Raw genomic sequence first — 21,492 nt, 5'->3', positions numbered from 1 at the left:
AGCATTGCAATTGATGTGGGGGCAGGGCAGGGAAATGCAAGGGCCCGCCCGAAGGGGCAGGCCACAGGATCACGGCTGGAAAATGCCGACGCCGAGATCATTCTCTTTGCGGGTACGGGCAATCACGGATTCCGGAGATTCCACCACGCGCAGACCCATTCCCGCTTCGGTGCGGATAAGCTTGCCGCGCAGGGAGTTGGTGTAAACATCGACGATTTCCACATCAACGAATTTACCGACCATCTCCGGCGTGCCCTCGAAATTCACCACACGGTTATTCTCGGTACGGCCGGTCAATTCCATGATGCTCTTACGCGACGTGCCTTCCACCAGAATGCGCTGGACAGTGCCGACCATACGACGGCTCCAGGCCATGGCCTGCTGGTTGAGACGCTCCTGTAGGATGTACAGACGCTGTTTTTTATCGTCGTCTGAGACGTCATCGACCATATCCGCTGCGGGCGTGCCAGGACGTGCGGAAAAGATAAAGCTGTAACTGACGTCCATATTCACATCGGCAATGAGCTTCATGGTCTTCTCGAAGTCTTCATTGGTTTCACCAGGGAAACCGACGATGAAGTCAGAGCTGATTTGAATGTCCGGACGCGCGGCATACAGCTTGCGGATAATGGCTTTGTATTCCAGCGCGGTGTGGGTACGCCCCATAAGATTCAGGACGCGGTCGGAGCCGCTCTGAATGGGCAGATGCAGGAAGCTCACCAGCTCTGGCGTATCACGGTACACATCGATGATGTCGTCGGTAAACTCAATCGGATGGCTGGTGGTGAAACGAATGCGATCGACGCCGTCGATAGCCGCCACAAGGCGCAGCAGTTCGGCAAACGAACCGGTGCTGCCGTCGTAGTTCTCACCGCGCCAGGCATTGACGTTCTGGCCCAGCAGATGTATTTCGCGCACACCCTGTGCCGCCAGTTGGGCGCATTCAAACAGAATGTCGTCGCACGGACGGCTGACTTCTTCCCCGCGGGTATAAGGCACGACGCAGTAAGTGCAGTATTTGTTGCAGCCTTCCATGATCGACACGAACGCGGTCGGGCCATCAGCGCGTGGCTCTGGCAGTCGGTCGAATTTTTCGATTTCAGGGAAGCTGACGTCAACGATCGGTTTGCGGTGATCGCGCATACCGCGAATGGAACTGATCATTTCTGGCAAACGGTGTAGCGTCTGCGGGCCAAAAATAATATCGACGTAGTGGGCGCGCTGGCGGATCAGTTTGCCTTCCTGTGAGGCGACACAGCCGCCAACACCGATGATTACGTCCGGTCGTTTGGCTTTGATAAGTTTCCAGCGTCCCAACTGGTGGAACACTTTTTCCTGCGCTTTCTCACGAATCGAGCAGGTGTTCAGCAGCAGCACATCGGCTTCTTCAGCGATGTCAGTCAGTTGATAGCCGTGAGTGGCATCCAGCAGATCGGCCATCTTTGATGAATCGTATTCGTTCATCTGACAGCCCCAGGTTTTAATATGGAGTTTTTTTGTCATCGACTTAGCTTTGCTCGAGGAAACGCAGGGGGCGTATTGTAATGCTTTGTGACGAGTGTGACCAGTATGACCCACCCGGCGCCCAAAGGACAAAAAAATCCGGTAAACTTAAGGGATTGAGGTTTAAGGAAACGAGCCATGAGCAATCAACATACTGATGTCGCCGTCGTTGGCGGTGGAATGGTCGGGGGGGCGCTGGCGCTGGGGCTGGCACAGCTTGGATTCAGCGTGACCGTGATTGAGCAAACCACGCCGCCGGAATTTGATGCCGCGAGCCAGCCTGATGTTCGAATTTCTGCCATCAGCGCCTCGTCGGTCGGGTTACTGCGCGGGCTTGGCGTGTGGGAGGCGATTCAGGCGATGCGCACCCACCGCTATCGCCAGCTCGAAACCTGGGAGTGGGAAAGCGCGCACGTGGTGTTTAACGCCTCTGAGCTGAAACTGCCCGAACTCGGTTATATGGTGGAGAACAACGTTTTACAGCTCGCCTTGTGGCAAGCGCTGGAGGCACATGACAACGTCAGACTGTGCATGCCGTCATCGCTGGAAACGATGCTGCATGGCAGCGATGGCTATCTGCTTGGCTTTACCGACGGCAATGAGCTGAAGGCGAAACTGGTGATCGGGGCCGACGGTGCGAATTCTCAGGTCCGCCAAATGGCCGGAGTCGGCGTTCATGCCTGGCAGTATCCGCAGTCCTGCATGCTGATTACCGTGGAGTGCGACAACGAACCGGGCGACAGCACCTGGCAGCAGTTCACGCCTATCGGGCCGCGCGCGTTCCTGCCGCTGTTCGACCGCTGGGCATCGCTGGTGTGGTATGACACTCCGGCACGTATTCGCCAGCTTCAGTCGCTGTCGATGGCGCAGCTTGAACAGGAAATTGTGCGTACTTTCCCGGCGCGTCTCGGTAAAATTAAACCCGTTACCGCAGGTGCATTCCCGCTCACGCGTCGTCACGCATTGCGTTACGTGCAGCCAGGTTTAGCGCTGGTGGGCGATGCGGCGCATACCATTCATCCGTTGGCGGGGCAGGGCGTGAATCTCGGCTATCGTGATGTCGACGCGCTGCTGGACGTGCTGGCGAATGCCCGCAGTCAGGGTGAAGACTGGACAAGTTTGCCGGTGCTTAAGCGCTATCAGTCGCGCCGGATGACGGATAATTATTTGATGCAGTCGGGCATGGACCTGTTCTATGCAAGCTTCAGTAATAATCTCGCGCCGCTCAGAATGCTGCGTAACGTCGGCTTGATGGCCGCCGAGCGCGCGGGCGTACTCAAACGTCAGGCGCTGAAGTATGCATTAGGGTTGTAAGGACTGATGCGGTCGAAAGGCCGCGATTAACCATCAATCAACAGAATGCCAAAAACAAAAAAGCCCGCCGAAGCGAGCTTTTTTATTTTGTGTGGCTGGGGTACGAGGATTCGAACCTCGGAATGCTGGTATCAGAAACCAGAGCCTTACCGCTTGGCGATACCCCAACAGAATTCTTAATGCTTTACGATGTTGATTGAAAAGTGGCTGGGGTGCAGGGATTCGAACCCCGGAATGCTGGTATCAGAAACCAGTGCCTTACCGCTTGGCGACACCCCATCAGGTGTTCTTTTCAGTTTTTGTACATCGTTTACAAAATGGCTGGGGTGCAGGGATTCGAACCCCGGAATGCTGGTATCAGAAACCAGTGCCTTACCGCTTGGCGACACCCCAAGAATATGGTGGCTACGACGGGATTCGAACCTGTGACCCCATCATTATGAGTGATGTGCTCTAACCAACTGAGCTACGTAGCCTGAATTTTTGTTTTGCCAGTGAGACTGGCTGGGGTACCTGGATTCGAACCAGGGAATGCTGGTATCAAAAACCAGTGCCTTACCGCTTGGCGATACCCCAATTGACTCACGCGAAAACGCTTGTTCTGGGAAAAAAATGGCTGGGGTACCTGGATTCGAACCAGGGAATGCCGGTATCAAAAACCGGTGCCTTACCGCTTGGCGATACCCCATCCGTGCAACGCTTATTGGGAATGGTGCGGGAGGCGAGACTTGAACTCGCACACCTTGCGGCGCCAGAACCTAAATCTGGTGCGTCTACCAATTTCGCCACTCCCGCAAAAAAGATGGTGGCTACGACGGGATTCGAACCTGTGACCCCATCATTATGAGTGATGTGCTCTAACCAACTGAGCTACGTAGCCATCTTTTTTTCGCGTTACCTTATCGGCGTTGCGGGGCGCATTATGCGTATTGAGCCAATGAGCGTCAACTTCTTTTTCAAGGAAAATGGCCGGAATGTGACTGTTTGGTTAGGTTGCGAACAGCGAGGCGAATTTATCGGCAATAATTGATTATTACGTCTTTTTCTCCGTCCGATTATCGACCATAACGCAAAATGGGCCCCGCAGGGCCCATCGTTAAAAACGTGACGTTATTTGTAGGCTGACTGATGCACGCCTACCGCACGGCCTGATGGATCGTTCATGTTTTTGAACGCTTCGTCCCATTCGATAGCCTTAGCGGAAGAGCAGGCGACTGACGGGCCTCCAGGAACGCATTCTGCTGCACTTGGCAGAGGGAACAGCTCTTCGAAGATTTCACGATACAAATACGCTTCTTTGGAAGACGGCGTGTTGTATGGGAAGCGGAAGCTCGCGGTTTCCAGTTGCTTGTCAGTAATCTGTTTTGCGGCCACTTCTTTCAGGCTATCAATCCAGCTGTAGCCTACTCCATCGGAGAACTGCTCTTTCTGGCGCCATGCCACGCTTGCTGGCAGGTAGGATTCAAAGCATTCGCGCAGAATGTGTTTTTCCATTTTGCCGTTGCCGCACATTTTATCCTGCGGGTTAATGCGCATCGCCACGTCGAGGAATTTCTTGTCGAGGAACGGCACGCGCGCCTCAACGCCCCAGGCAGACATCGCTTTGTTGGCACGGGCACAGTCAAACATGTGTAGCGCCTGCAGTTTACGCACGGTTTCTTCATGCAGTTCTTTTGCGTTTGGTGCTTTGTGGAAGTACAGGTAGCCACCAAACACTTCGTCAGAACCTTCACCGGACAGCACCATTTTGATGCCCATCGCTTTGATTTTACGTGACATCAGGTACATCGGCGTGGAGGCGCGGATGGTGGTAACGTCATAGGTTTCGATGTGATAAATCACGTCGCGGATGGCATCCAGGCCTTCCTGCACGGTGAAGTGAATTTCATGGTGCACAGTGCCCAGGTGGTTTGCCACCTCTTGTGCGGCTTTCAGGTCCGGTGAACCGTCGAGACCGACTGCGAAAGAGTGCAGCTGCGGCCACCAGGCTTCAGAGCGCTCCTGATCTTCCACGCGGCGGGCGGCAAATTTCTTGGTGATAGCAGAAATAACCGAAGAATCGAGACCGCCGGAGAGCAGCACGCCGTAAGGCACGTCGGACATCAGGTGGCTTTTCACGGAATCTTCCAGCGCCTGACGCAGCTCGGCTTTGTCAGTGACGTTGTCTTTGACTGCATCGTAATCGAACCAGTCACGCTGGTAATAAGGACGAATTTCACCGTCCTGGCTCCACAGGTAGCTGCCCGCCGGGAATTCTTTAATGGAGCGGCAAACCGGCACCAGCGCTTTCATTTCGGAGGCAATGTACAGGTTGCCGTGTTCATCGTGGCCCATATACAGCGGGATGATCCCGATGTGATCGCGGCCGATCAGGTACGCGTCTTTTTCACTGTCGTACAGCACAAAGGCGAACATGCCTTCCAGCTCGTCGAGGAATTCCGGGCCTTTTTCCTGATACAGCGCCAGGATGACTTCACAGTCGGATCCGGTCTGGAACTGATAACGGTCGCCGTATTCTGCACGCAGCGCCTGGTGGTTGTAGATTTCACCGTTTACGGCCAGCGCGTGGGTTTTCTTTTCGTTGTACAGCGGCTGGGCACCGGCGTTAACGTCGACAATAGACAGACGCTCATGGGCCAGAATCGCTTTATCGCTGGCATATACGCCTGACCAGTCCGGGCCGCGATGGCGCATCAGGCGAGACAGTTCCAGCGCTTTTTTACGCAGTTCGACCGCGTCCGTTTTGATATCCAGTACACCGAAAATAGAACACATAGCGACTTCTCCGTTAATTCTGTTGCGTGTTGTTGTGGCGTTGCATGACTTAAAAAATGCCGTAAAGCGGGCGAGTGCGCAAGAGAATTACCGGGGTTACAGAAAATAGTGCAATGAGGATTAGAGAATAGTGAAAAACACGTAGTGAATTGCCATCTGTATTGACGATTATGCAATTTATAGCGTGTTTTATTAGATGAGGATCTGTTTTGCAACGGTATAAAACAGAAAACCACGCCCGGGGACGTGGTTTTCATTCAGATAACGTCGATTTCGGCCACCGACGGATAAATCCACGACGGTCGGAATGGCATACTGTCGATGTCATCCACAGTCGACACCCCAGAGAGCACCAGAATGGTTTCCAGACCGGCCTGGAAGCCTGCCAGAATGTCGGTGCGCAGGTTATCGCCGACGATAACCGTCTGCTCTGAATGGGCCTGCATTTTGTTCAGTGCGGCGCGGATGATCCACGGGCTGGGTTTGCCGACGTAAAACGGCTTGCGTCCGGAAATCTTCTCGATGCCTGCGCACAATGCGCCACAGGCCGGATAAAATCCGCGACCGTGGGTGTCCGGGTTAGTGGCAATGAAACGTGCGCCGTTCGCCACGAAGAATGCCGCTTTGTGCATCATTTCCCAGTTAAAGGAACGCGTCTCGCCCACGATAACAAAATCGGGATTCACATCGGTGATGGTAAACCCGGCTTTATACAATTCGTGGATCAACGCGCCTTCGCCGACTACATACGCTTTTTTACCTTCCTGACGACGCAGGAAATCGGCCGTTGCCATTGCTGAGGTATAAAACACGCTGTCCGGCACGTCGACACCCGCGGTCGCGAAGCGGTTGGCCAGGTCCTGACCAGTTTGCGAAGGGTAGTTAGTCAGCAATACCAGCGGCATGCCTTTCTCCAGCACGCGGGTCAAAAACTCCGCAGCGCCAGGAACGGCGACGTTATCATGCATCAGCACGCCGTCAATATCGCAAATGATGTTCTGAAGGGTCATGGACTGTCCGACGTCTTATTTAGGAAAGGCGTAATTATACACATTATCCTCCCGTCTGCCTGTGCAACGGGAGGAGAGGTACGGCGGTTAAGCTTCCAGCAGACGCTGGAGCAGCATTCCGTTGAGCATGGCGCGTTTGACGAGGGCGAAAGCGCCAATCGCGGAGCGGTGATCCAGTTCAGATTTCACTACTGGCAGGTTATGACGAAACGCTTTCAGTGCCTGCGTATTGATGCAGCCTTCAATCGCCGGTAGCAGCACTTTCTCTGCCTCAGTGATTTCACCGGCGATAACCACTTTCTGTGGGTTAAACAGGTTAATGGCGATGGCGATGGTTTTGCCAAGATGGCGGCCGACCTGTTCAATCACTTCACTGGCCAGCGCATCGCCTTTATTCGCGGCTTTGCAGATAGCTTTAATGGAGCAATCATCCAGCGAGACTTTGCTCTGATAGCCTTTCTCTAACAGCAGGCGCACCCGTTGTTCGATGGCGGCGTTGGCGGCGACGGTTTCGAGACAACCGAAGTTGCCGCAGTGACAGCGTTCGCCCAGCGGGTCGACCTGAATATGACCAATCTCGCCGACGTTGCCGTTACGACCAATAAAAATGCGGCCGTTGGAGATGATCCCGGCACCCGTTCCGCGGTGGACGCGCACCAGAATGGAGTCTTCACAGTCCTGCGTTGCACCGAAATAGTGCTCGGCAAGGGCCAGACTGCGGATATCGTGGCCGACAAAGCAGGTCACTTTGAAACGTTTTTCCAGCGCGCCGACCAGGCCCCAGTTTTCCACCTGAATATGCGGCATGTAGCGGATAACGCCGCTTTCCGGATCGACCAACCCAGGCAGGATAACCGAGATAGCAATCAGCTCGCGGATTTTGCGCTGGCTGTTTTCAATAAAGGTGGCGATGGTGTTGAGCAGTGCGTGTTCCAGGGTTTCCTGGGTGCGCTCCGGCAGCGGGTAGTGTTCTTCGGCGATGACTTTACTGCTCAGATCGTAGAGCGTAAGGGTCGTGTCATGACGCCCGAGACGCACGCCGATAGCGTGAAAATTGCGGGTTTCGGTGATTATCGAAATAGCGCGGCGACCCCCCGTGGAGGCTTGCTGATCGACTTCTTTGATCAGGCCGCGTTCTATTAACTGACGCGTGATTTTGGTCACGCTGGCGGGAGCAAGCTGGCTCTGTTCGGCAATTTGAATGCGCGAGATAGGACCATGCTGGTCAATCAGGCGGTAAACGGCCGCGCTGTTAAGTTGTTTAACGAGGTCAACATTACCAATTTGAGCGTGTCCGCCTGATGTCATACTTTACTTACTCAGCAACGACCTCGTTACCATTAACGATGGTCTTAGTGATTTTATAATCGCGAGTGAACGCGGTCAGGTTGGCTACCATGCCTGGTGCGAGGCTTCCCAGCTGTTTGTCAATGCCAATAGCGCGGGCCGGGTAGAGTGTCGCCATACGCAGTACTTCATCCAGCGCGATTCCGCAGTGTTCTACCAGGTTACGCACGCCTTCGATCATGGTCAATGCTGAACCGCTTAACGTGCCGTTCTCATCCACACAGAGTCCATCCCGGTAGTATATTGTTTTACCAGCAAAAATGAACTCATCAATGTGCGCGCCTGCCGGTGCGGTGGCGTCGGTGACCAGACACAGCTTGTCGCCTTTCAGGCGTTTGGCGTTACGCACGTTAGCGAAATCAACATGCAGACCGTCAACAATGATGCCGCAGTAAACGTCAGCTTCATCGAAAATTGCGCCTGCCAGACCTGGCTCACGCCCGGTGATGTAAGGCATAGCGTTATATAAATGCGTGGCAAAAGTGATACCGGCGCGGAAACCGACTTTGGCTTCTTTCAGCGTCGCATTGGAGTGACCGGCGGATACCACAATCCCGGCGTCAACCAGACGGGTGATCACTTCGGCAGGCACCATTTCTGGGGCCAGGGTGACTTTGGTTATCACATCGGCGTTAGCACACAGGAAATCGACCAGCTCATGGTCTGGCTTGCGCACGAAATCCGGATTGTGAGTGCCTTTCTTGACGATGTTCAGCCATGGCCCTTCCAGGTGCAGGCCCAGCGCCTGATTCGGGTATTTCGCCAGGTATTCACGCATCACGCGGATACCCTGCTTCATTAATTCGTCGCTGGAGGTAATCAGCGTTGGCAGATAGCTGGTGCAGCCAGATTTTTCGTTGGCTTTCTGCATGATTTCCAGCGTTTCAACGGTCACCGCATCCGGGCTGTCGTTGAACTGCACGCCGCCACAGCCGTTCAACTGGACGTCGATAAAACCGGGAGCAAGAATGGCGCCATTTAACGACCGTTGCTCAATCCCGGACGGCAACTCGACCTGTGGGCAAATACGTTCAATCAGGCCATTGGCGATAACCAACGCATGGTCATCCAGAATTTCGTGGCCGGTATAAATTCGGCCATGGGTTAATGCATACATACGACCCCCGGTGTCAAAAATGCGTCCGCCCCTTCGAAAAGGGACGGGGATTCAATTACAGACCTTTGATATTTTCGGCTTCTAATTCGTTGAAGTACTTCAGCGTCTTCACTTTCAGTTCCATGGTGGACGGCTCGTCGCACACCATTACCGCTTTCGGGTGCAACTGCAGACAGCTGATGGTCCACATGTGGTTCACGTTGCCTTCAACGGCCGCTTGCAGCGCCTGTGCTTTCTGATGGCCCAGCACCAGAATCATCACTTCTTCAGCGTCCAGCAGCGTGCCCACGCCCACGGTCAGTGCGTATTTTGGCACCTGAGTCACGTCACCGTCGAAGAAACGGGAGTTTGCCACGCGGGTGTCATGGGTCAGGGTTTTAATACGGGTACGTGAAGAGAGGGAAGAAGCCGGTTCGTTGAATGCGATGTGGCCATCGTTGCCTACGCCACCCATGAACAGGTTAATTTTGCCGTAAGAGCGGATTTTTTCTTCGTACTGACGACATTCTGCATCGATGTCTGGCGCGTTGCCATTCAGCAGGTTAATGTTTTCAGCCGGAATATCAACGTGATCGAAGAAATTGCGGTGCATGAAGCTGTGATAGCTTTCCGGGTGCTCTTTTGCCAGACCAACATATTCATCCATGTTGAAGGTCACAACGTGTTTGAAGCTAACCTGGCCCGCTTTGTGCATCTCTACGAGAGCTTTATAGGCGGTGAGCGGTGTACCACCGGTTGGCAGGCCCAAAACAAATGGACGGTCCGCAGTGGGTTTGAACGCATTGATGCGGTTGACGATATGACGGGCGGCCCATTTGCCTACTTGTTCTGCTGTCGCCAGGGGAATCAGTCTCATTGTTCACCTCAATAGTTAAAATAAATGTTGGCGGATTGGTACCGAATCTCTGTTAAGAGTAACCTGGTTTGGCAACGAGAGGCGGTAATCCGTCCTGATTTTTCGAATGATAAAATAAGTTTTCACTGTTAGCCAGTATGAAGAGGGGGTGAAGACGATATTTGGTGATAAAAGTCACAAAAAAGGTGCTTTTAATTTGCGAGGCGAATTAATTTTCCACACACTCATAGGAGCTAGTGATACATCGCTGTGCTTCAAGATAGTCACACTATAAAAATATACGGCTTTAACTAAGTCGGCTCGGGGTCTCATAGGGGGAATAAAAGTGAGTGTTCTAGGTTATTTACAAAAAGTTGGCCGCGCACTGATGGTGCCAGTGGCCACGCTGCCTGCCGCAGCCATCCTGATGGGTGTCGGCTACTGGATTGACCCGGTGGGCTGGGGCGGATCTAACGCACTGGCCGCGTTCTTCATTAAATCTGGCTCCGCAATCATCGACAACATGTCTGTGTTGTTTGCGATTGGTGTGGCTTACGGTATGTCCAAAGATAAAGACGGTGCAGCAGCACTGACCGGCTTTGTCGGTTTCCTCGTTTTAACAACCCTCTGCTCACCAGCAGCGGTGTCGATGATCCAACAAATTCCACTGGACCAGGTTCCAGCGGCCTTTGGTAAAATCAGTAACCAGTTCGTTGGTATCCTCGTCGGTATCATCTCTGCGGAACTGTACAACCGCTTCAGCGGCGTTGAGCTGCCAAAAGCGCTGTCGTTCTTCAGCGGTCGCCGTCTGGTGCCAATCCTGACGTCTTTCGTCATGATCGCGGTTGCTTTCGTTCTGATGTATGTCTGGCCGATTATCTTCGACGGCTTGGTGGCATTTGGTGAACATATCCAGAAACTGGGTTCTGTCGGTGCGGGCGTGTACGCGTTCTTCAACCGTCTGCTGATTCCAGTGGGTCTGCACCACGCGCTGAACTCCGTATTCTGGTTTGACGTTGCCGGTATTAACGACATTCCTAACTTCCTTGGCGGCGCGCAGTCTATCGAAGCGGGCAAAGCGGTTGTGGGTATCACCGGTCGTTATCAGGCGGGCTTCTTCCCGATTATGATGTTCGGTCTGCCAGGTGCGGCATTGGCGATTTACCACTGTGCTCGTCCGGAAAACAAGGCCAAAGTGCTGGGTATCATGATGGCGGGCGCATTCGCGGCCTTCTTCACCGGTATCACCGAGCCTCTGGAATTCTCCTTCATGTTCGTGGCGCCGGTTCTGTACTTCATCCACGCTGTGTTGACCGGTATTTCCGTGTTCATCGCTGCCAGCATGCACTGGATTGCGGGCTTCGGCTTCAGCGCCGGTCTGGTGGATATGGTGCTGTCCTCGCGTAACCCGCTGGCGACACACTGGTGGATGCTGATCCCTCAGGGTCTGGTGTTCTTCGTTATCTACTATGTGGTGTTCCGTTTCACTATCCTCAAATTCAACCTGATGACGCCGGGTCGCGAACTGGCTGTTGCCGGTAGTGAAGCCGATGGTCAGGACGTGAATGTGAGCAGTAATAAAGAGCAGGATGCAACTGAACTGGCTCGCCAGTACATTGCAGCCGTTGGCGGCTCAGACAACCTGACCGGGATTGATGCATGTATCACCCGTCTGCGTCTGAATGTGAAAGACTCCTCTCTGGTTAACGAAGCGCTGGCGAAACGCCTGGGTGCGTCGGGTGTGATTCGTCTGAACAAAACCAGCGTGCAGATTATCGTTGGCTTCGTGGCAGAAAAAATCGCTAACGCGATGAAAACCACCGGCCCGGTCGCTGCGGCAGAAGCCGCGCCAACTCCGGTCGTGGCACCTGCAACGGCAAAACCGCAGGCGGTGCCAAACGCAGCGACTATCGCCACGCTGGTTTCGCCAGTGACCGGTGATGTGGTTGCGCTGGAGCAGGTTCCTGATGAAGCCTTCGCCAGCAAAGCTGTCGGTGACGGCGTGGCAGTGAAACCAACCGAAAAAACGGTGGTTTCTCCGGCAGCAGGCACCATCGTTAAAATCTTCAATACTAATCATGCGTTCTGTCTCGAAACCGAGAATGGCGCGGAAATCGTTGTCCACATGGGTATCGATACCGTTGCGCTGAACGGCCAGGGCTTCATTCGCCTGGTGGAAGAGGGTGCCGAAGTGGTTGCAGGTCAGCCAGTCCTGGAAATGGATCTGGACTTCCTGAACGCCAACGCACGCTCAATGATTAGCCCGGTGGTTTGCAGCAACATCGACGACTTCAGCGGCCTGGTTATCAAGGCGCAGGGTCAGGTTGTTGCAGGCGTCACACCGCTGTATGAGATTAAAGGCAAGTAATCGTTCCTGAGTATAGCTGTAAAGTTTATATGCCTTAGCGGCGGGGGGTTATCCTCCGCCGCTTTTTTATGGGGCAAGACAACCCAGATCAACAGCTAACCGCGCTTTTTCTCTAAGTAAGGGTTGTCTCCGCACGCAGCTTATAAGATCATACGCCGTTATATGTTGTTTACGCCTTGAGGAACCCGCGATGAGTGAGGCAGAAGCCCGCCCGACTAACTTTATTCGCCAGATTATTGATGAAGATCTGGCCAGTGGTAAGCACACGACCGTTCATACCCGTTTTCCGCCTGAGCCGAACGGGTATTTGCACATCGGTCATGCAAAATCTATCTGCCTGAACTTCGGCATTGCTCAGGATTACCAGGGCCAATGCAACCTGCGTTTCGATGACACCAACCCGGTGAAAGAAGACATCGAATACGTTGAGTCCATCAAGCAAGACGTTGAGTGGTTAGGTTTCCACTGGTCCGGCGAGATTTGCTACTCCTCTGATTACTTCAATAAGCTGCATCAGTATGCGATTGAGCTTATCAACAAAGGTCTGGCGTATGTGGACGAACTCTCCGCAGATGAAATCCGAGAATATCGCGGTACCCTGACGCAGCCGGGCAAAAATAGCCCGCACCGCGACCGCAGCGTGGAAGAGAACCTGGCGCTGTTTGAAAAAATGCGTGCGGGTGGTTTCGAAGAAGGTAAAGCCTGTTTGCGTGCCAAAATCGACATGGCGTCTCCGTTCATCGTCATGCGTGACCCGGTGCTGTATCGCATTAAATTTGCCGATCACCACCAGACCGGTAGCAAGTGGTGCATCTACCCGATGTATGACTTCACCCACTGCATCAGCGATGCGCTGGAAGGCATTACACACTCGCTGTGTACGCTGGAATTCCAGGATAACCGTCGTCTGTATGACTGGGTGCTCGACAACATTTCCATCCCGGTTCATCCGCGTCAGTACGAGTTCTCTCGCCTGAACCTGGAATACACCGTAATGTCCAAGCGTAAGCTGAACCTGCTGGTGACCGACAAGCATGTGGAAGCCTGGGATGACCCGCGTATGCCGACCATCTCCGGTCTGCGTCGTCGTGGTTACACCGCCGCGTCTATCCGCGAGTTCTGCAAGCGCATTGGCGTGACCAAACAGGACAACACCATTGAAATAGCTTCTCTGGAATCCTGCATTCGTGAAGATCTGAATGAAAACGCGCCACGTGCGATGGCGGTTATCGATCCGGTTAAACTGGTTATCGAAAACTACCCGCTGGGCGAAAGCGAAATCGTCACCATGCCGAATCACCCGAGCAAACCAGAAATGGGCAGCCGTGATGTGCCGTTCAGCGGTGAGATCTGGATCGATCGTGCTGATTTCCGTGAAGAAGCGAACAAACAGTACAAGCGTCTGGTGATGGGTAAAGAAGTGCGTCTGCGTAATGCCTACGTCATTAAAGCCGAGCGCGTAGAGAAAGATGCGGAAGGTAACATCACCACCATCTTCTGTACTTACGATGCGGAAACCCTGAGCAAAGATCCGGCTGATGGCCGTAAAGTGAAAGGCGTTATCCATTGGGTAAGCGCACACCACGCGCTGCCGGTTGAGATTCGCCTGTACGATCGTCTGTTCAGCGTACCAAACCCGGGCGCGGCGGAAGATTTCCTGTCTGTCATTAACCAGGAATCACTGGTTATCAAGCAGGGCTATGCTGAGCCGTCGCTCAAAGCCGCACAAGAGGGTAAAGCGCACCAGTTCGAACGTGAAGGTTACTTCTGTCTCGACAGCCGCTACAGCACCGCAGATAAGCTGGTATTTAACCGTACCGTTGGCCTGCGTGATACCTGGGCAAAAGCGGGCGAATAAGTTTCGCTTCTGCTAAAAGTAAAAAGCGTCGCGCAATGCGGCGCTTTTTTATGTCATTTTTGTGATGCGAAATAATATCATTTTCATTCATGAAACAGCGCCCCGGTCTTGTTACATTTTTCAGAGTCATTTTTCCCTTCTTTTTTAGAATCCCCTGCTATTAGCGGTTCTCGTGGCTTCATGCTGAAACGTGCATATGTAACAAAACGCAATTAAATATGTGCGCCCTGTCATAATCTTGCGTTTTTGTGCGGAAAAAGGATTGATAATTCGCGTCGCGAAAAATAGTCTACATGCATAGCGTTAGGACTTTTCTGCCTCGCTACTTTTTTGCAGTACTTATTTTTTATCGTTGTTCGCTTTGCGAACGCGTTTTTAAAAGTCAAAGAGGATATACACATGCGTACGTTCAGTGGCAAACGTAGTACGCTGGCGCTGGCTATTGCCGGGGTCACCGCAATGTCGGGCTGGATTGCAGTTCCGCAAGCCAGTGCAGCAGGATTCGTAGACGATTCAACCTTAACCGGCGGCATCTATTATTGGCAGCGTGAGCGTGACCGTAAAGATGTAACCGACGGCGATAAGTACAAAACCAACCTTTCTCACTCCACCTGGAACGCCAACCTCGACTTCCAGTCGGGTTATGCTGCAGATTTTATCGGCCTGGATATTGCGGCCTTCACCGCAATCGAAATGGCTGAATCCGCCGAAAGCGGTCACCCAAACGAAATCGCGTTCTCCTCTGTTAACAAAGGCTATGACGAAGACTGGTCTGGCGATAAGAGCGGGATCAGCCTGTATAAAGCCGCCGCGAAATTTAAACTGGGGCCGACCTGGGCGCGTGCAGGTTATATTCAACCTACTGGCCAGACTTTGTTAGCACCGCACTGGAGCTTTATGCCTGGTACTTATCAGGGTGCTGAAGCCGGGGCAAACTTTGATTACGGCGATGCCGGTGCGTTGAGCTTCTCGTATATGTGGACCAACGAGTACAAAGCGCCATGGCACCTCGAAACTGACCATTTCTATCAGAACGACAAGAAAACCAAAGTGGAGTACCTGCACTCCATCGGTGCTAAATACGACTTCAAAAATGACCTGGTGCTCGAAGCCGCATTTGGTCAGGCAGAAGGCTTTATGGATCAGTACTTCGCCAAAGCCAGCTATAAATTTGATGTTGCCGGGGCGCCACTCTCGACCAGCTACCAGTTCTACGGTGCGCGTGACACCGTCAGTAGCAACACTATCAACGATATCTATGACGGTACCGCGTGGTTACAGGCCCTGACCCTCGGTTATAAAGTGGGCGACGTTGTTGACCTGCGTCTCGAAGGAACATGGGTAAAAGCGGAAGGGCAACAGGGTTACTTCCTTCAGCGTATGACCCCAACCTATGCGTCTTCCAACGGCCGACTGGATATCTGGTGGGATAACCGCTCAGATTTCAACGCCAATGGCGAAAAAGCGGTGTTCTTTGGCGGTATGTATGATCTGAAAAACTGGGATATGCCGGGCTGGGCTGTGGGCGCGTCTTATGTTTATGCCTGGGATGCCAAACCGTCTGACTGGCTTATCAATAGCGCAGGTCAGCGCGAAGATATCTCCTCGAATAAAATTAAAGAGTCAGCTTACAGCCTCGATGCGATGTACACCGTTCAGGAAGGGCGAGCGAAAGGCACGCTGTTCAAGCTGCACTTTACTCAATACGACAACCACTCCGACATCCCGAGCTATGGCGGGGGTTACGGCAACATCTTCCAGGATGAGCGTGACGTGAAATTCATCGTTATCGCCCCGTTCACCATTTTCTGACAAGTCGCGCGGCAGCGTTAACGTCGCCGCGCGCCTATGAGGCCGTATCATGAAAAAATTGATTCTCATCGCGATGATGGCATCCGGACTTGTCGCATGCACGCAACCCCAGACGCCACAGGAAGATAACAAGCTCAAAGAGGCGTACAGCGCTTGTATTAACACCGCTGAAGGCAACCCGGATAAAATTCAGGCGTGTCAGAATGTGCTGGACGTACTGAAAACCGAGAAGTCACATCAGCAGTTTGCCAATCAGGAAAGCGTGCGGGTTCTGGATTATCAACAGTGCATCCAGGCAACGCGTACTGGCAACGATCAGGCGGTGAAAGCCCGCTGTGACCAGATTTGGAAGGAAATTCGTAACAACAACACGACGACCACAACCACAAAGCCATAACCCTCAACTATCGGCCTCTGTGATTGCCTGAAATTTATGCCAAAAAAAAGCCAACCGCGAGGTTGGCTTTTTGCTTTTGAGCGAACGCTGATTATTTCTCAGCGGCGTCGTGTGCGTGTTCATCTTCACGGCAGTCGCCTTCTGCGCAGTGGCCGTAAAGATAAAGGCTATGGTTGGTCAGACGAATGCCATGTCGAGTGGCGATTTCACGCTGACGCGCTTCGATAGAGTCATCGCTGAACTCAATAACCTTGCCGCAGTCGAGGCAGATTAAGTGATCGTGATGATGCTGCTGAGTCAGTTCGAAAACAGACTTGCCGCCTTCGAAGTTGTGGCGGGTGACAATGCCGGCATCGTCGAACTGGTTCAGAACGCGATAAACCGTTGCCAGACCAATTTCTTCGCCCATATCAATGAGGCGTTTATAAAGGTCTTCCGCACTGACATGGTGATTGTCCGGCTCCTGAAGCACTTCCAGAATTTTCAAACGAGGAAGCGTGACTTTCAGGCCTGCCTTCTTTAATGCGGTATTGTTGTCAGTCATGCGGAATCAGTCCTGTTGCTAGGCGATACACTTCCCTATGAGGAAGTATTACTAAGAATGAATTCAGGATAATGCGTCTCATTATAGGACTGCCTGCCCTAAATGGGAACCGTAAACCCTGAGCAAAGTATGCTTTTCAAAAACGAGGCATCATCTGCAAAGCGAAACATCCGACCTCGTCAAAACAGGTGACATTGTACAGATATGTGCTCAAAAGTTAAAAATTTGTAGCGATTAATTTGATTGCTTTTACCTATTAATTTAACACAACTTATCGCTAATACGGCGCAGTACGAATGCTGCACCGTACTAAATCATTAGGCGTTCTTGATCTCTTCGAGGTGCAGCTCTTCGGAGATTTGTTTCACCCATTTTTCGACACGCTCAGCGGTCAGCTCCGGCTGGCGATCTTCGTCAATGGCCAGACCCACAAAGTGGGCGTCATCAGCCAGACCTTTAGAGGCTTCGAAATGGTAGCCTTCGGTCGGCCAGTGACCAACGATAGTTGCGCCGCGCGGTTCGATGATGTCGCGGATGGTACCCAACGCATCACAGAAATATTCTGCGTAATCTTCCTGATCGCCACAGCCAAACAGTGCGACCAGCTTACCGTTGAAGTCTACCTCTTCCAGCGTCGGGAAGAAGTCGTCCCAGTCACACTGTGCTTCACCGTAGTACCAGGTCGGGATACCCAGCAGCAGAATATCGAAACCTTCGAGATCTTCTTTACTGCTCTTGGCAATGTCATGCACCTCGGCAACGTCTTTGCCAAGCTGCTTCTGGATCATCTTCGCGATATTTTCGGTGTTACCGGTGTCGCTGCCGAAAAAAATACCTGTGATTGCCATGAGTAAAATAACCTCTTGAAACGTATTGAAATGATGGTGGAATGTTGCCCACAGATAAAGGCAATGATAGCAGGAGGAGAAGTGCGCGGAAACTGCAATCGCGCCGTACTGCACTCTCTGCTAAATGAAAGTGATTTTTTGCCGTATTTTCAGACAAGTTCCTGGCCGTGTAATGCAGCCAGTTGTTGCAACAATATCTCTTCGATAAGCTCGCTGCGGCTCATATTTCTGGCGTCAGCCAGTTCATTAAGCGCATCCACGGCATCGTTATTGAGCTTCAACTCAACGCGTTTGAGACCGTTGCTTTTGTCGCGTTTAAGCTGATTACGCTTATTAATGCGTAATTGTTCGTCGCGCGAGAGCGGATTGGTTTTCGGCCTTCCCGGGCGACGCTCATTTGCGAACAAATCTAATGTCGTTCGGTCCGTTTGTTCTTTTGCCATGATTCAGAGTGACTTCGGGGAAACAAGCCGCCAGACGACAGGCCCGGCGCAGATAGCGCGCAATCATACATCAGCGAAACCCGCACGCCAACGCCGGGAGGCACAATGGCGCTTGCTTGCTCGGATTTTAATCATTCTGCCAGATAACGGCGAATCGCACGCAGCACCGCATCCGGTTTTTCTGCGTGAACCCAGTGTCCGGCACCCGCGATCACATGCGCGCGGGCCTGCGGGAACTGTGCCAATAACGCCTCGCGATACTCCGTGGTGACGTAAGGCGAATTTCCGCCAGGGATAAACAGAGCAGGGTGGTCCCAGGCAGGAATCGGTTCCCAGCCAACGATATGTGGGTATTGATCCCACAATGCTGGCACGTTGAAGCGCCACGCGCCGTCGACGAACGACTTCAGCAGGAACTGAATCACGCCTTCTTCATCTATATTCTGACGCATGACTTCCGCAGCCTGCTGGCGGCTGGACACGCCCGCGTCGGTCACGGCGTTAATGGCGGCAAAAATCTCATCGTGACGGCGCACCTGATAAGCTACCGGAGCAATATCAATTGCCACCAGTTTTTCAACGCGTTCAGGGGCTAGCGCCGTAAACGCCATCACTGCTTTACCGCCCATTGAATGGCCTATCAGAATCGCCTTCTCAATGCTGTTGGCATCGAGCGTATCGACAAGATCCTGCGCCATTGCGGCGTAGGTCATCTCCGGGTCGCGAGGGGAAAGGCCGTGGTTACGCATATCGACTTGCAGGATATTGTGGTCGACAACCAGATCCCGGGCGAGGATCCCGAGGTTATCAAGGCTACCGAAAAGGCCGTGAACGAGGACGATGGGAGAATTAGTGTGCAGGTTTTGTGCAGTTTGCGCTCGGCTGTTTAATTTCATGGCAAAGTTCTTTTTTTCGCTACGTCGGGTTAGGGTATCATGTTGAACATTCTGCCGCCCGGCTGCAACACTCAGTAGTCGTCTGAGTTTTTGCCGACACGCTATCCGCTGTTGGGTTTTGTCCTTATAATCCCAACAACTTGTATTCAGAAAAGATATCTCACTGGATTAAGATGAAAACGATCGAAGTTGATGACGAACTCTACGGCTTTATTGCCAGCCACACTAAGCACATTGGCGAGAGCGCATCCGACATTTTACGGCGCATGCTGAAATTTTCTGCCGTATCGCAGGCGGCGGCAGCAACCGTAGCCAAAGAAACCCCGGCCCCCGCGTCTGCACCGGTCGTCGCTGCGGTTAAAAAAGTGTCCTCACTGAAAGATAACGTTCGTGCCATGCGCGAGCTGATGCTTTCTGACGAATACGCTGAGCAGAAAAAAGCGGTCAACCGTTTCCTGCTGGTGCTGACGACACTTTACGCCTTAGACAGCAAAGCATTTGCTTTGGCTACCGAGTCGCTGCATGGCCGTACGCGCGTTTACTTCGCCTCTGACGAAGCAACGCTACTGAAAAACGGCAATCAGACCAAGCCTAAGCAGGTACCAGAAACCCCTTACTGGGTTATCACTAACACCAATACCGGTCGTAAATGCAGCATGGTCGAACACATCATGCAGTCAATGCAGTTCCCCGCGGAATTAATTGAAAAGGTTTGCGGCACCATCTAAGCATAAGAAGGACCAGGCAATGGCAACTCATAACCGTGCGGGTCAGCCTGCACAGCAGAGTGATTTGATCAACGTCGCCCAGCTGACGTCTCAGTACTACGTGCTGAAGCCGGAAGTGGGTAACGCAGAACATGCGGTAAAATTCGGGACGTCCGGCCACCGTGGTAGCGCTGCACGTCACAGCTTCAACGAACCGCATATCCTGGCCATTGCGCAGGCGATTGCGGAAGAACGCGCAAAAAATGGCGTTACCGGCCCATGCTACGTCGGCAAGGATACCCACGCCCTGTCAGAGCCGGCGATCATTTCTGTACTGGAAGTGCTGGCGGCCAACGGTGTGGACGTTATTGTGCAGGAAAACAACGGCTACACCCCAACGCCTGCGGTTTCCAACGCTATCCTGGTTCACAATAAAAAAGGTGGCGCACAGGCTGATGGTATCGTCATCACCCCGTCCCATAACCCGCCGGACGATGGTGGTATCAAGTACAACCCGCCAAACGGTGGCCCGGCTGATACCAACGTCACCAAAGTGGTTGAAGACCGCGCAAACGCATTACTGGCTGATGGCCTGAATGGCGTGAAGCGCATGTCTCTGGATGCAGCGTATGCGTCCGGGCATATCAAAGAGCAAGATTTGGTTCAGCCGTTTATCGAAGGGCTGGCGGATATCGTTGATATCAAAGCCATTCAGAAAGCGGGCCTGAAGCTGGGCGTTGATCCGTTGGGCGGTTCCGGGATCGAATACTGGAAACGTATCGCAGAGTTCTACAAGCTTGATCTGACCATCGTGAACGATCACGTCGATCAGACATTCCGTTTCATGCACCTCGATAAAGATGGCGCGATCCGCATGGACTGCTCATCAGAGTGTGCGATGGCGGGTCTGCTGGCACTGCGTGACAAATTCGACCTGGCGTTTGCCAATGACCCGGATTACGACCGTCACGGTATCGTGACGCCGGCGGGTCTGATGAACCCGAACCACTATCTGGCCGTAGCGATCAACTATCTGTTCCAGCATCGTCCACAGTGGGGCAAAGATGTCGCCGTGGGTAAAACCCTGGTGTCGTCTGCGATGATTGACCGTGTGGTTGAGGATCTGGGCCGCAAGCTGGTGGAAGTGCCAGTAGGCTTCAAATGGTTTGTTGACGGTCTGTTCGACGGCAGCTTTGGTTTTGGCGGCGAAGAGAGCGCGGGAGCATCCTTCCTGCGTTTCGACGGCACGCCGTGGTCTACCGATAAAGACGGGATCATCATGTGTCTGCTGGCGGCTGAAATCACCGCCGTCACTGGCAAAAACCCGCAGCAGCATTACGACGAACTGGCCGCGCGCTTTGGCGCACCGAGCTACAACCGTCTGCAGGCCTCTGCGACTTCAGCCCAGAAAGCCGCGCTGTCTAAGCTCTCTCCGGAGATGGTGAGTGCCGATATGCTGGCCGGTGACCCCATCACTGCGCGTCTGACGGCGGCTCCGGGTAACGGCGCATCCATTGGCGGCCTGAAAGTGATGACCAAAAATGGCTGGTTTGCAGCACGTCCATCTGGCACAGAAGACGCCTACAAAATCTATTGCGAAAGCTTCCTCGGTGCCGAGCACCGTAAGCAGATTGAGAAAGAAGCGGTAGAGATTGTGAGTGAAGTGCTGAAAAACGCGTAAACGCGTAAATGTGTGAAGGGGAGCCGACAGGCTCCCC

At 53.0% G+C, this 21,492-nt stretch carries 17 protein-coding genes and 8 tRNA genes; 7 read left to right on the top strand and 18 right to left on the bottom strand.

Translation table 11 applies throughout. The features are described from left to right. Nucleotides 1-69: 69 nt before the first annotated feature. Nucleotides 70-1,503 carry a tRNA (N6-isopentenyl adenosine(37)-C2)-methylthiotransferase MiaB gene (miaB, locus tag MUU51_RS19595; protein ID WP_258968408.1) on the bottom strand — a complete coding sequence of 478 codons (1,434 nt, stop codon included), beginning with the start codon at nucleotides 1,501-1,503 and terminating at the stop codon, nucleotides 70-72. A gap of 138 nt (nucleotides 1,504-1,641) precedes the next feature. On the opposite strand from miaB, the gene ubiF reads away from it, so the two are divergent. Next, nucleotides 1,642-2,817 carry a 3-demethoxyubiquinol 3-hydroxylase gene (ubiF, locus tag MUU51_RS19590; protein ID WP_159774219.1) on the top strand — a complete coding sequence of 392 codons (1,176 nt, stop codon included), beginning with the start codon at nucleotides 1,642-1,644 and terminating at the stop codon, nucleotides 2,815-2,817. A gap of 92 nt (nucleotides 2,818-2,909) precedes the next feature. Here the strand turns inward: ubiF and MUU51_RS19585 are convergent. The 13 genes from MUU51_RS19585 to nagB all read right to left on the bottom strand — a co-directional run bounded on the left by MUU51_RS19585 (nucleotide 2,910) and on the right by nagB (nucleotide 9,922). Then, nucleotides 2,910-2,984: transfer RNA gene (locus tag MUU51_RS19585), tRNA-Gln, on the bottom strand. Nucleotides 2,985-3,021: 37 nt separating this feature from the next. Beyond that, nucleotides 3,022-3,096: transfer RNA gene (locus MUU51_RS19580), tRNA-Gln, on the bottom strand. A 39-nt stretch (nucleotides 3,097-3,135) separates the two neighbouring features. Next, a tRNA-Gln gene (locus MUU51_RS19575) sits at nucleotides 3,136-3,210 on the bottom strand. A 6-nt stretch (nucleotides 3,211-3,216) separates the two neighbouring features. Then, nucleotides 3,217-3,293, bottom strand: a tRNA-Met gene (locus MUU51_RS19570). 25 nt (nucleotides 3,294-3,318) lie between these two features. Further along, a tRNA-Gln gene (locus tag MUU51_RS19565) sits at nucleotides 3,319-3,393 on the bottom strand. A gap of 37 nt (nucleotides 3,394-3,430) precedes the next feature. Further along, nucleotides 3,431-3,505: transfer RNA gene (locus tag MUU51_RS19560), tRNA-Gln, on the bottom strand. A 22-nt stretch (nucleotides 3,506-3,527) separates the two neighbouring features. Then, a tRNA-Leu gene (locus MUU51_RS19555) sits at nucleotides 3,528-3,612 on the bottom strand. A gap of 8 nt (nucleotides 3,613-3,620) precedes the next feature. Beyond that, nucleotides 3,621-3,697: transfer RNA gene (locus tag MUU51_RS19550), tRNA-Met, on the bottom strand. 230 nt (nucleotides 3,698-3,927) lie between these two features. Then, on the bottom strand, nucleotides 3,928-5,592 hold the full coding sequence (asnB, locus tag MUU51_RS19545; protein ID WP_159774217.1) for an asparagine synthase B: 1,665 nt from the start codon (nucleotides 5,590-5,592) through the stop codon (nucleotides 3,928-3,930). Between the two features lie 257 nt (nucleotides 5,593-5,849). Then, nucleotides 5,850-6,602 (bottom strand): ribonucleotide monophosphatase NagD, encoded by a 753-nt coding sequence (gene nagD / locus MUU51_RS19540; RefSeq protein WP_110510123.1) that lies wholly within the window; start codon nucleotides 6,600-6,602, stop codon nucleotides 5,850-5,852. Nucleotides 6,603-6,689: 87 nt separating this feature from the next. Continuing rightward, the gene (nagC, locus tag MUU51_RS19535; protein WP_159774215.1) at nucleotides 6,690-7,910 is read right to left on the bottom strand and encodes a DNA-binding transcriptional regulator NagC; all 1,221 of its coding nucleotides are present in this window, start codon (nucleotides 7,908-7,910) and stop codon (nucleotides 6,690-6,692) included. Nucleotides 7,911-7,917: 7 nt separating this feature from the next. Then, on the bottom strand, nucleotides 7,918-9,066 hold the full coding sequence (gene nagA, locus MUU51_RS19530; RefSeq protein WP_258968407.1) for an N-acetylglucosamine-6-phosphate deacetylase: 1,149 nt from the start codon (nucleotides 9,064-9,066) through the stop codon (nucleotides 7,918-7,920). 55 nt (nucleotides 9,067-9,121) lie between these two features. After that, nucleotides 9,122-9,922 carry a glucosamine-6-phosphate deaminase gene (gene nagB, locus MUU51_RS19525; RefSeq protein WP_159774211.1) on the bottom strand — a complete coding sequence of 267 codons (801 nt, stop codon included), beginning with the start codon at nucleotides 9,920-9,922 and terminating at the stop codon, nucleotides 9,122-9,124. Nucleotides 9,923-10,247: 325 nt separating this feature from the next. Here nagB and nagE point away from each other — a divergent pair, with 325 nt between their 5' ends. The 4 genes from nagE (at nucleotide 10,248) to chiQ (ending at nucleotide 16,336) form a co-directional block, all read left to right on the top strand. Next, nucleotides 10,248-12,269, top strand: coding sequence for an N-acetylglucosamine-specific PTS transporter subunit IIBC (nagE, locus tag MUU51_RS19520; protein ID WP_258968406.1), 2,022 nt, complete (start codon nucleotides 10,248-10,250; stop codon nucleotides 12,267-12,269). A gap of 190 nt (nucleotides 12,270-12,459) precedes the next feature. Further along, nucleotides 12,460-14,127, top strand: coding sequence for a glutamine--tRNA ligase (gene glnS / locus MUU51_RS19515; protein ID WP_258968405.1), 1,668 nt, complete (start codon nucleotides 12,460-12,462; stop codon nucleotides 14,125-14,127). A 399-nt stretch (nucleotides 14,128-14,526) separates the two neighbouring features. After that, nucleotides 14,527-15,939: a chitoporin ChiP gene (gene chiP, locus MUU51_RS19505; protein WP_159774205.1), complete on the top strand. Its 1,413-nt coding sequence runs from the start codon at nucleotides 14,527-14,529 to the stop codon at nucleotides 15,937-15,939. Between the two features lie 49 nt (nucleotides 15,940-15,988). Next, entirely contained in the window at nucleotides 15,989-16,336 is a 348-nt protein-coding gene (gene chiQ, locus MUU51_RS19500) for a ChiQ/YbfN family lipoprotein (RefSeq protein WP_258968404.1), read from the top strand. A gap of 91 nt (nucleotides 16,337-16,427) precedes the next feature. Here the strand turns inward: chiQ and fur are convergent, their stop codons facing one another. From fur to ybfF, 4 genes are all read right to left on the bottom strand, one after another. Beyond that, nucleotides 16,428-16,880, bottom strand: a complete 453-nt coding sequence (gene fur / locus MUU51_RS19495) for a ferric iron uptake transcriptional regulator (RefSeq protein WP_159774201.1) — start codon at nucleotides 16,878-16,880, stop codon at nucleotides 16,428-16,430. A 317-nt stretch (nucleotides 16,881-17,197) separates the two neighbouring features. Next, nucleotides 17,198-17,728 (bottom strand): flavodoxin FldA, encoded by a 531-nt coding sequence (fldA, locus tag MUU51_RS19490; protein WP_200849699.1) that lies wholly within the window; start codon nucleotides 17,726-17,728, stop codon nucleotides 17,198-17,200. Nucleotides 17,729-17,877: 149 nt separating this feature from the next. Next, nucleotides 17,878-18,171 (bottom strand): LexA regulated protein, encoded by a 294-nt coding sequence (gene ybfE / locus MUU51_RS19485; protein WP_110510115.1) that lies wholly within the window; start codon nucleotides 18,169-18,171, stop codon nucleotides 17,878-17,880. A 131-nt stretch (nucleotides 18,172-18,302) separates the two neighbouring features. Continuing rightward, a complete protein-coding gene (gene ybfF / locus MUU51_RS19480; RefSeq protein WP_159774199.1) occupies nucleotides 18,303-19,067 on the bottom strand; it encodes an esterase in 765 nt (254 codons plus the stop codon). A 173-nt stretch (nucleotides 19,068-19,240) separates the two neighbouring features. Between ybfF and seqA the strand changes: the two genes are divergently transcribed. Continuing rightward, nucleotides 19,241-19,795: a replication initiation negative regulator SeqA gene (gene seqA, locus MUU51_RS19475; RefSeq protein ID WP_159774197.1), complete on the top strand. Its 555-nt coding sequence runs from the start codon at nucleotides 19,241-19,243 to the stop codon at nucleotides 19,793-19,795. A 19-nt stretch (nucleotides 19,796-19,814) separates the two neighbouring features. Beyond that, nucleotides 19,815-21,455, top strand: a complete 1,641-nt coding sequence (pgm, locus tag MUU51_RS19470; protein WP_159774195.1) for a phosphoglucomutase (alpha-D-glucose-1,6-bisphosphate-dependent) — start codon at nucleotides 19,815-19,817, stop codon at nucleotides 21,453-21,455. Nucleotides 21,456-21,492: the final 37 nt, after the last annotated feature.

The organism is Scandinavium manionii, assembly GCF_024764775.1.
GTDB lineage: Bacteria > Pseudomonadota > Gammaproteobacteria > Enterobacterales > Enterobacteriaceae > Scandinavium > Scandinavium manionii.
This window is presented reverse-complemented; position numbering and strand designations above follow the sequence as displayed.

What these genes read in the sequence shown, in the direction of transcription:
- miaB (WP_258968408.1), bottom strand. Translation starts at nt 1,503, where the DNA reads ATGACAAAAAAACTCCATATTAAAACCTGGGGCTGTCAGATGAACGAA.
- ubiF (WP_159774219.1), top strand. Translation starts at nt 1,642, where the DNA reads ATGAGCAATCAACATACTGATGTCGCCGTCGTTGGCGGTGGAATGGTC.
- asnB (WP_159774217.1), bottom strand. Translation starts at nt 5,592, where the DNA reads ATGTGTTCTATTTTCGGTGTACTGGATATCAAAACGGACGCGGTCGAA.
- nagD (WP_110510123.1), bottom strand. Translation starts at nt 6,602, where the DNA reads ATGACCCTTCAGAACATCATTTGCGATATTGACGGCGTGCTGATGCAT.
- nagC (WP_159774215.1), bottom strand. Translation starts at nt 7,910, where the DNA reads ATGACATCAGGCGGACACGCTCAAATTGGTAATGTTGACCTCGTTAAA.
- nagA (WP_258968407.1), bottom strand. Translation starts at nt 9,066, where the DNA reads ATGTATGCATTAACCCATGGCCGAATTTATACCGGCCACGAAATTCTG.
- nagB (WP_159774211.1), bottom strand. Translation starts at nt 9,922, where the DNA reads ATGAGACTGATTCCCCTGGCGACAGCAGAACAAGTAGGCAAATGGGCC.
- glnS (WP_258968405.1), top strand. Translation starts at nt 12,460, where the DNA reads ATGAGTGAGGCAGAAGCCCGCCCGACTAACTTTATTCGCCAGATTATT.
- chiP (WP_159774205.1), top strand. Translation starts at nt 14,527, where the DNA reads ATGCGTACGTTCAGTGGCAAACGTAGTACGCTGGCGCTGGCTATTGCC.
- chiQ (WP_258968404.1), top strand. Translation starts at nt 15,989, where the DNA reads ATGAAAAAATTGATTCTCATCGCGATGATGGCATCCGGACTTGTCGCA.
- fur (WP_159774201.1), bottom strand. Translation starts at nt 16,880, where the DNA reads ATGACTGACAACAATACCGCATTAAAGAAGGCAGGCCTGAAAGTCACG.
- fldA (WP_200849699.1), bottom strand. Translation starts at nt 17,728, where the DNA reads ATGGCAATCACAGGTATTTTTTTCGGCAGCGACACCGGTAACACCGAA.
- ybfE (WP_110510115.1), bottom strand. Translation starts at nt 18,171, where the DNA reads ATGGCAAAAGAACAAACGGACCGAACGACATTAGATTTGTTCGCAAAT.
- ybfF (WP_159774199.1), bottom strand. Translation starts at nt 19,067, where the DNA reads ATGAAATTAAACAGCCGAGCGCAAACTGCACAAAACCTGCACACTAAT.
- seqA (WP_159774197.1), top strand. Translation starts at nt 19,241, where the DNA reads ATGAAAACGATCGAAGTTGATGACGAACTCTACGGCTTTATTGCCAGC.
- pgm (WP_159774195.1), top strand. Translation starts at nt 19,815, where the DNA reads ATGGCAACTCATAACCGTGCGGGTCAGCCTGCACAGCAGAGTGATTTG.